Below are 12,262 nucleotides of genomic sequence, written 5' to 3' on the forward strand. Positions count from 1 at the left end.
GGCAAGACGACGGCGGGAACGGCGAAGGACCGGGGCAACAACGCGCTCACGCGCCGGCGGATGCCTCCAGTTCGGCAAGCCGCTTGCGCAGCAGGCGATCCTCCTGGAAGCGGCTGGTTTCGTCGCGGATCACTGCGACGATGCCGGTGAGTTCGTTTGTGGGCGAGTGCAGCAAGGCGACCGTGAAGGCAATCGACAGCGAGCGCCCGTCCTTGTGCACGGCGGGGACGCGCAGCACTTCGTTGCCATAGCGGGTCTCGCCTGTTGCCATGGTCTTCTGATAGCCGTCCCAATGGCGGCCGCGCAGACGTTCCGGGATGATCAGGTCCAGCGAGTTGCCGAGCGCCTCGCTTTGCGTGAAGCCGAACATGCGTTCAGCCGCGGGGTTCCAGAATGTGATGCTGCCGCGGGCGTCTGAAATGATGATCGCGTCGCCGATTGCGTTGGCAAGTTGCTGGAAGTCGATGGCTTGCTGCATGGCGCTCCCCCAATGTGAAAACACGAATGCTCAATAGAATACGGCGCCGCCAGGGACGCCGCATCGGCAAGGCCGGGCTTATACCCGGCCTTGCATAGCACCATTTAAACCGCTTTTACTTCGCGCAGGTTGAAAATGTCCTGCTTGCTGTAGCCGAGGCTCGCGAGCACTTCTTCCGTGTGTTCGCCCAGCAGCGGCGAGGCGGTGATTTCCGGCTTCATATCCGAAAACTTGATCGGGCTGCCGACAGTCAGATACGAGCCGCGTTTCTTGTGCGGCACTTCGACAATCGTGCCGCTCGCGCGCAGCGACGGATCGTTGGCCAGTTCCTTCATCGTCAGCACCGGTGCGCACGGAATGTCGAACTTGCGCAGGATGTCGACCGCTTCGAACTTGGTCTTGTCGGCAAGCCAGCCTTCGATCGTTTTGAAGATGTCGAAGATATGCGGTTGACGTGCTTCCGCCGTCTTATAGGCCGGGTCATCGATCCACTCGGGCTTGCCGAGCGCTTTGCAGATCGGTTCCCACGCGTGGCCCTGGATCGTGAAGTAGATGTAAGCGTTCGGATCCGTTTCCCAGCCCTTGCACTTGAGCACCCAACCCGGCTGGCCGCCTCCGCCCGCATTGCCGCCGCGCGGCACGACATCGCTGAATTCGCCGTGCGGATACTGCGGATATTCCTCGAGGTAACCAACGCGTTCCAGCCGCTGCTGATCGCGCAGTTTCACGCGGCACAGGTTGAGCACGCTGTCCTGCATCGACACGGCGACTTTCTGGCCCTTGCCGGTTTTGTCGCGTCCCAGCAATGCAGTCAGAATGCCGATGGCCAGATGCATGCCGGTGTTGCTATCGCCGAGCGCCGCCGCGCTGATGGTCGGCGGGCCGTCCCAGAAGCCGGTGGTGGAGGCCGCGCCGCCTGCGCATTGCGCGACGTTTTCGTAGACCTTCAGGTCGTCGTAGTGGTGGCCGTCGCTGAAGCCCTTCACCGAGGCGACGATCATCTTCGGGTTGAGTTCGTTGAGCCGTTCCCACGAAAAACCCATCCGGTCCAACGCGCCCGGGCCGAAATTCTCGACCAGCACATCCGATTCGCGGATCAGCTTTTCGAGCACCTCTTTGCCTTCGGGTTTTTTCGTGTCCAGCGTGAGCGACTTCTTGTTGCTGTTGAGCATCGTGAAGTACAGCGCGTCCGCATCGGGGATATCGCGTAACTGATTGCGCGTCACGTCGCCGGAACCCGGCCGTTCAACCTTGATGACGTCCGCGCCGAACCAGGCGAGCAACTGCGTGCATGCGGGGCCCGCCTGAACGTGCGTGAAGTCGATGATCCTGATGCCTTCGAGAGGTTTGCTCATGTTGAAATCTCCGTGGTTGCCCAGACTACTTTTTCATTGCCGCGCTTTGCGGATTCAAATTGGTCAGTCGGCCGCTTTCGGTGCCGGCCGCTTCGTCGATGACGGCATTGATCAGGCTCGGCTTGCCCGAAGCGATCGATTCGAGCAGCGCCTTCGTCAACTCTTCGGGCGTGGTCGCGTGATAGCCGATGCCGCCGAATGCCTCGATCATCTTGTCGTAGCGCGCACCCTTCACGAACACGGTCGGCGCGACGTCCTTGCCGCCGGTCGGGTTCACGTCGGTGCCGCGATACACGCCGTTGTTGTTGAAGACGATCGTGCAGACCGGCAGGTCGTATCGGCAGATGGTTTCGAGTTCCATGCCGCTGAAGCCGAACGCGCTGTCGCCTTCGATCGCTACAACCGGTTTGCCGCTCGTCACCGCCGCGCCGATCGCGAAGCCCATGCCGATGCCCATGATTCCCCACGTGCCCGAATCGAAGCGCTTGCGCGGCTCGTACATGTCGATGATGCTGCGCGCGTAGTCGAGCGTGTTCGCGCCTTCATTGACGACGTTGATGTCCGGGCGCGTCTTCAGCACGTCGCGGATCGCACGCAACGCGCTGTGGAAATTCATCGGCGACGGATTCTTGTCGAGCGTCGCGGCCATCTTGGCGAGGTTCTTGTTCTTGCGCTCGGCGATCGCGCCGGTCCACTCGGCGCTCGGCTTCGTGTAGCTCGCATCGATGCCTTCGCGCAGCGCCGCCACGCACGAGCCGATATCGCCGATCACCGGCGCGGCAATCGCGACGTTGCTGTCGATTTCCGTCGGCGAGATGTCGATCTGGACGAACTTCTTCGGCTCGGCGCCCCACGTTTTGCCCTTGCCATGCGAGAGCAACCAGTTCAGACGCGCGCCGATCAACACGACGACATCGGCTTCCTGCAGCACGAACGAACGAGCCGCCGACGCCGACTGCTCGTGCGTATCGGGCAGCAGGCCCTTGGCCATCGACATCGGCAGATACGGAATGCCGCTTTGTTCGACGAACGCGCGAATCTCCGCGTCGGCCTGCGCGTACGCCGCGCCCTTGCCAAGCAGGATCAGCGGACGCTTGGCGCTCTTCAGCACATCGATTGCGCGCTTGACCGAATCCGGTGCGGGCAACTGACGCGGCGCGGCGTCGATCACGCGCACCAGCGATTGCTGCGCTTTCACGGCGTCCAGCGTTTGCGCGAGCAGCTTGGCAGGCAAGTCCAGATACACGCCGCCCGGGCGGCCCGACACCGCAGCCCGGATTGCCCGCGCCACGCCGATACCGATATCTTCCGCATGCAGCACGCGATACGCGGCCTTCGCGTACGGCTTGGCCGCATTCAACTGATCCATCTCTTCGTAGTCGCCCTGCTGCAGGTCGACGATTTCGCGCTCGCTCGAACCGCTGATCAGGATCATCGGGAAGCAGTTGGTGGTCGCGTTGGCGAGTGCGGTCAGTCCATTCAGAAAGCCGGGTGCCGACACCGTCAGGCAGATGCCCGGCTTCTTCGTCATGTAACCGGAAACGGCCGCCGCATTGCCCGCGTGCTGCTCATGGCGAAAGCCGATGAAACGCATGCCTTCGGCTTGGGCAAGCCGCGCCAGGTCGGTGATCGGGATGCCGACCAGGCCAAAGATGGTGTTGATGTCGTTCAGTTTCAGCGCGTCGATGACGAGATGGAATCCGTCGGTCGTCTCGGTCGCCTGTTGTGTCGACGTTTCGTCTGTTGTGGGCTGGTCGGCTTCTGCCATGACATCTCTCCTTGGTGGCGGGGCGTTGTGTGGTTTGTTGCGAGCGGTGCGCTCACGTGGTCAGTCAATCAGGCGTGCCGCCGGACGACGGCTGCAGCCTTGCCTCAGCGATGACCACGCTGGTCGGCGCGCCTGAGTTTTCGATCCAGCGCTTTCTCATGGGGGCGAGGATGAACTTTGCGGACACGGCTGCCGCGATCGACACCACGGCGGCCGAGATGAACACCGTGCTCCATCCGCCGTTCACCGACAGCACCGATGCAAGCGGTACCAGCATCGATGCCGTGCCCTTCGCGGTGTAAAGCGTTCCCGCGTTGGCTGCGGCGTATTTGCTGCCGAACGTGTCCGCGCAGGTCGCGGGGAAGATCGAGAAGATTTCGCCCCAGCACAGGAACACGGCGGCCGCGAAGAACATGAAGGCGTACGGGTTATGGCCGAACTGCATGAGTCCTAGCAGTGCGACGCCTTCGCCGAGAAAGATCATGAACATCGTGTTTTCCCGGCCGATGCGGTCCGACAGAAAGCCGCACAAGGGACGGGTGAAGCCGTTGCACAGGTTGTCGATAGACAGTGTCATCGTGAGGAGCGGCAGCGTGATGCCCATCAGATTCACAGGCAGCTTGGCAAAGCCGTATTCCTTCGCAATCGGCCCGAGCTGCGCGGTCGCGATGATGCCGCCGGCCGCGACGAATACGAACATCAGATACAGCACCCAGAAGAGCGGCGAACGGATCATCTCGCCTGGCGTGTAGTCGATCTTGCTAGCGACGATGCGTTTAGCGGCCACAGCGGTTGCGGGCGGCTTCGGCCGGATCAGCATGGTGGCGAGCAGGAGAATGCAGACGCCCTGGAAAATGCCGAAGAACATGAACGTGTGCTGGTAGCCGGAACGCTGGATCATGTCGGCGATCGGAATCACGGTGACGGCCGCGCCGGCGCCAAAACCCGCTGCGGTCAAACCAGCCGCGAGACCGCGCTTGTCCGGAAACCATTTGAGCGCCGTGCCGACGCAGGTGCCGTACACGCAGCCCGCGCCGATCCCGGCGATGACTGCCGCGACATACAGCGCGGCGAGACTGCTCGCATGCGCGTCGATGATCCAGCCGAGCGCCGCGCACAGCGAGCCGCCGATTACGACCGGGCGCGGCCCGAACTTATCGACGAGCCAGCCTTCGACGGGCACGAGCCAGGTTTCGGTGACGATGAAGATCGTGAACGCGGTCTGGATCGCCGCTTGTCCCCAATGGTGGGCGTTGTCCATCGGTACGACGAACAGCGTCCACGCATATTGCAGGTTCGCGACGAGTCCCATGCACACAATGCCGATCGCGAGTTGCACCCAGCGGTGATGCGTGAATGCAGTACGGCCTCTTTCCGATGCACTGGAATAGCCCATGTCTCCGTCTCCTGTATATTCCGTCGCGCTCAAGCGGCGCGTTGGACCTACGTGATCGAACCGCTCCATCGCCGCTAAGTTTGCGGGCAACGAGGCGCCAATGGTCGGCCAGAGGGAGCTGCACTAACGAAAACCCTTACCCGTCAAACGCAAAACCGCCGGATGAGAGGCAATAGGTCGTGCAGCGCGTCTGAGGGGATGCTGCGCGAGAACAGTAATAAGTAAAAGTTAAAACATTTTATGGTTTGCATTAGGTATTCCTAATGGATCGACTGCCGCCCTTAGCCATGGCTTGATTGAGGGCGACGCCCCACTGTTTAAGTGCGCAGATCTGGCTCCTGAGGCTACTTGGGGTAAACCAATATATAAACAAAACACTATCGTTTTTCGAAAAAACTTTAACTATTGTTTATTCATGGGCTCTTCTACTCTTTGGTCATGCCAACTGCCTGATGGAGACGACCATGAACCCCTTGCAATTCGACGCTGGCGACAGCGTGCACCATGCCGAAATCCAGGCGCAGTTGTGCGCCTATAACGCCGCTTTCGACGAACTCGGCCTGCGCTTTCGTTGGGATGCGCAGACGCTGGCGTTACTGGCCATGATCGAAGGCGAACAGGCGCAGATTGCCGCTTATATCGAAGCGCATCATGCGCACTTGTTGAATGCCTACAGCGCTGAGTTTTTGAGCCAGGCCATTCTGGAGAAGAAACGTGCGCGTTATCCGGCGCCATTGCCGAGACGTGTCGAAAGCGCGCCGCGTCAGAGTCGCGTGGTTCATCAGCCAGAGATGAGTAGCTGGCGCGAACGCGTTTCGTATGAGGTGGATCTGCCGGCGCTGGCTGGTGTGTAGATGCGGTGGACGGCATGCGCGAGAGCTTGCGCATGCCGCCGAGCCTTGTTGACGTTCATTGATCCGAGTCGGGCCGCAGCGGTGCAGAAGAAACGACCGTTTCGATATGGTCTGTCTTTACATCGTAGACGAGGCCGGTGACCGAGCCACCCGTCTGGCGGGCCGCGCATTTGTCGACTTCATCGCGGCTGAACTGCAAAAGGAGCCGCTGGACTTTGTTGCCGCGACCTAGGCCCGGCGTATGCGGAGGCGCAGTTTCGGAAGATCGGAGCGGGCGTGACAGCCGTCCGGTGCACTGCCGTCAGCCTATTAGCGTCCTATAGCGGGGCCGATTGGTCAATAGAGAGGTGTGCTCTGTTGATCAATAACAACTCCCATCAGATACTCGAAGCATCGTCCCTACGCTCGCGGATCATGGCCACGTCGGCGGTGCGAGCGGACCGATTCTTCGCCGCCCACGTCCGCTTCGTGCGTGGGACGGTTTAAAAAATCGAGCGGGGCCGCCGTATTCTGATAGATGGCGTGCCGGCATGGTCCAGCAAATGGCGGGCGAGGCACGCGCGAGACTAGAGGAGGCCTGAAATGGCGCATGCGGATCTGGCGATACTTGGGGGCGTCGGGATTCTCGCGGTGGCCTGCCTGGTCGTGTGCGGTATTTACCTGTACTGGAGCAGCGACAGATACCGCGACCGGCAGCAGCGTTTGGAGACGCCAATCAGCGGGACCCAGGCGGCGGAGCAAAACGACGAACAGTTTTCGGAACCGGGGGCAACCATGGGCACGCAACTGAGCCATCGCTGCAAAACCTCGCTGTATCGGGCGGTATTCAACAACGCGCACGACGAAAGCATCGTGTTCCTGTTTGCCGGTGGCCGCGACGATGCTCGAAAGCGGGCGACCGGCGCGCTGGGTGCTATCCACGGCATTGCGGCCCATGAGGTGTCGCTGTCCAACCTCGCCTCGTTCGGCGAACTGGTCGACGTCGGCGTCAGCGAGGATGAGGAGTTGCGGATATTCGAAATGGCCTGGAAAGGTGCGGATGTCAGCGCCTGGGCCGAACACCCGCTTTTCCTGACCGATGATCCCAGTTTGATAGGCAAGTGGGCCGAACTGTACGCGGACCTTGCGCGGGAGTTGGCTGTCAGCGCGATCGACAGGGCGCGAGACTAACGAGCGGATCGGCTGTCACGGCTCGCCAATCGAAGACGGCCGCTTGGCCGTCCAAGATTGGCTCGTGCCGCGCACCCCCGTCAAAACGTGCCGGAGAACGCCTGTTGGACTTTGGCGGGATTGGTTGTACCGTTCGCGATCAGCAACTGGGTGAGCAAGCGCGCCTTTTGTGGATTCAGATCGAGCGAGACGACGAAACCACGCTTGTCGTCCTCGACTTCCACGTTTCTGTTGACGAACCCCGACATCACGCGCGTCGAGCGGACAACCACGATGCCCTTTTTCGCCGCCCGGTCGAGAGCAGCCAGCGCCTCCTTGGATGCATCGCCATCGCCTTCGCCCGCCAGCACGATACCTTTGGCTCCATCGGCAATAGCGTGATCGATCTGCGCTCCGTCCATGTTGCTGTGCGCATAGACGATTTCCACACGCGGTAGACGGCCATTTGCCGGCAAGCCAAGGGTATCGCGTGTCGAGGCAAGAGCAGGCGCGGGCGCGACGAAACGAATGCTGGCCGGATCTACATAGCCGATTACACCCGCGTTCGGCGAAGCAAAAGTCTGCACGGCTGTCGTGTTGGTCTTGGTAATCCAGCGCGGCCCGTGGATCTGATCATTCATGACCACCATCACACCTCGACCTCGCGCTTTCGGACTCGCTGCTACTTCCACGGCTTCGTAGAGATTGTTGGGGCCATCCGCGCTCGTCGATCCGCCGGGCCGCATCGACCCCACCAGAATCACCGGCTTATCCGAGCGCACGACGTTTTGCAGGAAGAATGCCGTTTCTTCCATCGTATCCGTGCCGTGGGTGATCACGATCCCATCCGCTTCATTTCGATCGAAGGCCTCCTGGATGCGGCGCGCGAGCCGGAACCAGATCTCGTCGTTCATATCCTGCGATCCGACATTGGATATCTGCTCAGAGGTGATGCTCCCGAGTTTCTCAATGCCTGGAACCGCCTGAACCAGTTCCTGACCTTTGACGTTGCCCGAGTTGTAACCAATGGCCGAACGCGGGTCGGCTGTGCCGGCAATCGTGCCGCCGGTCGCCAAAACGAGAATCCGCGGCGAGGCGGCGGCCGGGCTTGCCGCATCGGTAGCGGCCGCGTTTTCAGAGGTGGTGTCCGCAGCCCAAACGCTGGTGCCGTACAAGGAACCGGCGCATACCAGAAGCACAGCGGCTAGCGTTGTGCTCGACTTACGCAGACAGGCAGCCTGTTGAAGGGTAGTCTTGGTGTTCATGTCCAGTGTCCTATAAGGATTTAACAGCGCAAAGAAAGACGTCGCATGTCGACGTCATCAGGCAGTACTACTGTGTTCGTTGGTATGTCGCGTTAGTCAGCGAATTTGACCGGGTTGGTGTTCCGATCGGGTAGTGGGCCGTTCCGCGGCCGCCGTTGCCAGGGCCACGCATTGCTGTGCCAGGACATCGGTCGGGTCGACCAGACTGACGCGCATGCCGGTCGTGCCGACGAAACTCTTCTGCGGCAATAAAAGCGGCAACTCGGTGCATCCCAGGATGATCACTTCGACGCCTTCCGCAATGAGCCCGTCAATGGCGGCGCAGACATCGTCCAGGCACTGTCCGGTGGTAAATCCCGCCTTCACGCCTTCCTTGCCGTAGATCGCTTCCATCACCCGCGCCTGCAAATCCGCGCGAGGCACGATTTGCTGCAATCCTCCTGATTCAAGAGCCTTCTCGTAGACGCCGCTTGCGATCGTGCCCGAAGTTGCCAGCACGCCGACGGAACGAAGCAGCGGAAACGTCTCGCGGAGATGGCGGACCGTCACCGTCAACATATTGACGATTGGTATGCCGAGATACGGCTGAATGCGTTCGACAAATGCATGCGCGGTGTTACACGGAATAGCGATGAGGTCCGCGTCGCCCGACTCGAGCTTCTTGCAGGTCGCGTAAAGCGAAATAGTCGGGTCGGGCCCGTCACCGATCAGGTTTTCCGTGCGATCGGGAATCTGGGGATTCTGTTCAATCAGAAGCCTGATATGGTCCTGGTCGCGATTCGCCGGCGTGTTGCGTACGATCTTCTGCATGAAGTCCACCGTAGCCGCGGGCCCAACCCCACCCACCACTCCCACCTTGAAGATTGATTCGGGCGAACCGTAATCGCCCGCTATCACGTACTGCGCATAGGCAAGATTCGAATCGATCAGTGGCACTCGGAAAGCACCCATTTCCTCGGCCACGAGTGCGATCTCGGTCATGCCCGGCACAATGATATTGGCGCCTTGCGCAATGAGGTCCTCGCACGCCTCGCGCAGAAGCGCAACGGGCCGGCCGGACAGGTTTCCGCTCTTGACGCCGTTCGCGCCGTAGACCGCTTCGGTGATGAGGTCGACGCCGTCACGTGGACGGGGATGAATGATTTCAAATTCCGGTGCCGCGAAATACTTCTCAAACAATCCTTTTCGACGGGTGTAGTCCGAGGTCAGCACGCCGATTCGCCGCGCAGTCGGAAATTTTCTGCGAACATGGCTGCGCACGGCTTCGACCATGTCGACAATCTGCAGGGGCGAGTTAGCCTTCAACTCATCGATGAACGTATGACTGAGAAAGCACGGGAGTACGACGGTCGTCACGCCTCGCTTCTCGAAACTGCTGATCATGTCGAAGATGTACAGCTTGCGCTGAGTCGTCGCTTCGCTACCCGTGACCGCGCCGCCGAAGGGATGCTGTTCGAAAATGACGTCGACGTGTTCCGCATCGCTCGACGCGGGCGTCGATTTGACGAGCTTGAAAAAGACGTCGGCACTCGCCAGTGGACCCAGGCCGCCCACCACGCCGAACTTCTTCCCGCTCAGCACGCTTGCGCTGATCATTTCGTCTCGCCTTGCAGTTGGCCCAAGGCAACGCTGTCACCATCGGCGAACTGCTTGACGGCCCGCTTCGCTTCCCACTTCGCAATAACGGCCGTCGCGATGCTGTTGCCAATCACGTTCGTGGCGGTTCGCCCCATATCGAGAATCTGATCGATAGCGAGGATCAGCACCACGCCGGACGGGGGCAGGTGAAACATCGGCGCAACAGCGGCGACCACCACCACGGAACCTCTTGCGACGCCGGCCATTCCCTTGCTGCTCAACATCAGGACCAGCAACATCATGATTTGCGCGCTGAGCGGCATGTCGATGCCGAACGCCTGCGCAATGAAAATCGCGGCAAACGCCTGGTACATCATCGAGCCATCGAGATTGAACGCATAGCCAAGCGGCAACGTAAAGCCGACGACTTTCTTGTCGATACCGAACGCTTCGAGCTTCTCGGTCAGACGCGGATAAGCGGCCTCGCTGCTCGCAGTCGAGAAGGCGAGCATGGCGGGTTCCCGGACGGCTTTTAGCAACTTCCAGATCGACTTGCCCAGAAAGACATGACCGACGAGGATGAGGACGATCCACAGCGTGACAAGACCGAGATAGAAGCTGCCGACGAGCTTGCCGTACGTGGCCAGCACATCCAGGCCGTTCACCGTAATCGCGGATGCCAGGGCGCCGAAAACACCGATGGGTGCGAGCCGCATCACATAGTCGGTCAACTTCAGCATGGTAGGTACGAGCGCATCGATGGCGGCGATCAGCGGTGTGACACGCGGGTCCTTTTTGATGGCGCTCAGGACGACGCCGAACAGGACCGAAAAGACGAGGATTTGCAGGATGTCATTTCGAGCCATCGCATCGATGATGCTGGAGGGAAACGCATGCGTGACGAAGTCCTTGAAGTTCAGACCCGCGGTGTTGAGGCCCGTGGCCACATCGGAACTGGTCTGCGTCATATGCAGTCCCGCGCCGGGTTGCAGCGCGTTCGCAAGGACGAGGCCGAGCGCGAGCGAGAACAGTGAGGCGCACACGAACCATCCCACCGACCTGAGCCCGATTCTGCGCACGTCGCTCGTCCCTTCCATGCCGGCGAGACCGGACACCAGCGTGGCGAAGACGAGCGGCGCGATGATCATCTTCACGAGCCGCAAGAAGATATCGGTGATGATCGAGAAGTAACCGGCGATGGTCTTCGCTTCCGCAGCACCGGCGGCGCTCCGGTGGCACACGTAGCCGACAATCACGCCGAGCGCCATGCCGACCACAATATAGAAAGTTAGGCGGTTTTTCATTTCCATCAGTCCGAGGGATGCGCACAAGGGTCAGACGTGACCGCAGTACGCTGGCAGGAGGCAAAAACGTCGTTAGCGACGCGGCGTTTCTGTGTATTGACGGATGATAGAGATGATCGAAAAAGACTCGATGCGGGTCCTGCATGGGGATATGCGAAACTCGCATAACGCGGGATAACCCCTAATCGACCGCAGGTGACGCGGCGCGAAGGTGGCGCCAGAGCGTGTCGAGAAACTCATTGCGATTCGACGCATCACGGTAGGCGCGAAGTTCGACTTCAAGATTCCATGTGTCGCGGCCCGCGAGCACCAGCTCGCCCGAGTCGAGTTCGGTGACGATCGAGCTTTTGGGAAGCCACGCGACTCCTTCGCCTTCCAGGACCAGTTTCTTGAGGACCTCCGCCATATCGGACTCGTAGTGAGGCCGCAATGCCGGCGTCGTGTCGACCCGGCTCAAAAGCAGTGCAAGGCAGCGGCCGAAATAGCTGGTTTCTGTATACGAAATCAACGGCAATGGACGGGCCGCTGTTCCCGGCAACCGGAAGACGGGCGCACCACGTGGATTTGGCCGGCAGACTGGCAGCAGTACATCGACGCCGACGGTGACATGCTCATACCTGATCGGGTCGAGATGAAGGGGAAGCTCCGGGTGATGATAGGCGAACATCAGTTCGCAGTTGCCGTTCACGAGCATCAGAATGGAGTCGTGGACATTAGTGGGTATCACGCGGGCACGGACCTCACCGAAACGTGCCGTCAGCGCCTTCAACCAGGCCGGCAGGAAACTCAGCGCGATCGTATGGCCCGCTGCAATCTGCAAGCCTTTGCCGGCCATGCGTTGATCGATGCGAATGATGGCTCGCGTATCGAACAGCTTGCCCAATATGTCGACCGCGGCCTCACGAAACAGTTGCCCGGCTGGCGTCAGCGTCGGAGGGAAACTGCTGCGGTCGATCAGGTCCGCGCCCACCCACTGCTCAAGCGACTGAATGCGCCTGCTGAATCCTGACTGCGTGACATTCCGGAACTCCGCCGCGCGCGAGAAGCTTTGATACTGGGAGAGTGCGATGAAGTCCTCGATCCACTTGATTTCCATGTCGGATCCGTTTTGTGTG

At 60.5% G+C, this 12,262-nt stretch carries 10 protein-coding genes; 2 read left to right on the forward strand and 8 right to left on the reverse strand.

The window, feature by feature from the left end:
* Window positions 1-46 precede the first annotated feature (46 nt).
* The 4 genes from P0D80_RS24355 to oxlT form a co-directional block, all read right to left on the reverse strand.
* A complete protein-coding gene (locus tag P0D80_RS24355; RefSeq protein WP_408287074.1) occupies window positions 47-478 on the reverse strand; it encodes a PAS domain-containing protein in 432 nt (143 codons plus the stop codon).
* A gap of 104 nt (window positions 479-582) precedes the next feature.
* Complete coding sequence (gene frc, locus P0D80_RS24360) at window positions 583-1,833, reverse strand: formyl-CoA transferase (RefSeq protein ID WP_132383802.1); 1,251 nt, start codon at window positions 1,831-1,833, stop codon at window positions 583-585.
* Between the two features lie 25 nt (window positions 1,834-1,858).
* Complete coding sequence (gene oxc, locus P0D80_RS24365) at window positions 1,859-3,601, reverse strand: oxalyl-CoA decarboxylase (protein ID WP_408287075.1); 1,743 nt, start codon at window positions 3,599-3,601, stop codon at window positions 1,859-1,861.
* 64 nt (window positions 3,602-3,665) lie between these two features.
* Window positions 3,666-4,997, reverse strand: coding sequence for an oxalate/formate MFS antiporter (gene oxlT, locus P0D80_RS24370; protein WP_132383806.1), 1,332 nt, complete (start codon window positions 4,995-4,997; stop codon window positions 3,666-3,668).
* Between the two features lie 464 nt (window positions 4,998-5,461).
* On the opposite strand from oxlT, the gene P0D80_RS24375 reads away from it, so the two are divergent.
* Window positions 5,462-5,851, forward strand: coding sequence for a hypothetical protein (locus tag P0D80_RS24375; RefSeq protein ID WP_408287077.1), 390 nt, complete (start codon window positions 5,462-5,464; stop codon window positions 5,849-5,851).
* A gap of 582 nt (window positions 5,852-6,433) precedes the next feature.
* A complete protein-coding gene (locus P0D80_RS24380; RefSeq protein ID WP_408178533.1) occupies window positions 6,434-7,021 on the forward strand; it encodes a hypothetical protein in 588 nt (195 codons plus the stop codon).
* An 80-nt stretch (window positions 7,022-7,101) separates the two neighbouring features.
* On the opposite strand, the gene P0D80_RS24385 is transcribed toward P0D80_RS24380, so the two are convergent.
* The 4 genes from P0D80_RS24385 to P0D80_RS24400 form a co-directional block, all read right to left on the reverse strand.
* Complete coding sequence (locus P0D80_RS24385; protein WP_408287079.1) at window positions 7,102-8,265, reverse strand: asparaginase; 1,164 nt, start codon at window positions 8,263-8,265, stop codon at window positions 7,102-7,104.
* Between the two features lie 96 nt (window positions 8,266-8,361).
* Window positions 8,362-9,861 (reverse strand): cysteate racemase, encoded by a 1,500-nt coding sequence (gene cuyB / locus P0D80_RS24390; RefSeq protein ID WP_408178535.1) that lies wholly within the window; start codon window positions 9,859-9,861, stop codon window positions 8,362-8,364.
* The gene (locus P0D80_RS24395) at window positions 9,858-11,147 is read right to left on the reverse strand and encodes a dicarboxylate/amino acid:cation symporter (protein WP_408178536.1); all 1,290 of its coding nucleotides are present in this window, start codon (window positions 11,145-11,147) and stop codon (window positions 9,858-9,860) included. The genes cuyB and P0D80_RS24395 overlap by 4 nt, the downstream gene beginning before the upstream one ends.
* 181 nt (window positions 11,148-11,328) lie before the next feature.
* Complete coding sequence (locus P0D80_RS24400; protein WP_408287080.1) at window positions 11,329-12,243, reverse strand: LysR substrate-binding domain-containing protein; 915 nt, start codon at window positions 12,241-12,243, stop codon at window positions 11,329-11,331.
* Between the last annotated feature and the right edge of the window lie 19 nt (window positions 12,244-12,262).

The organism is Paraburkholderia sp. RL17-373-BIF-A (assembly GCF_046030175.1).
Classification (GTDB): Bacteria; Pseudomonadota; Gammaproteobacteria; order Burkholderiales; family Burkholderiaceae; genus Paraburkholderia.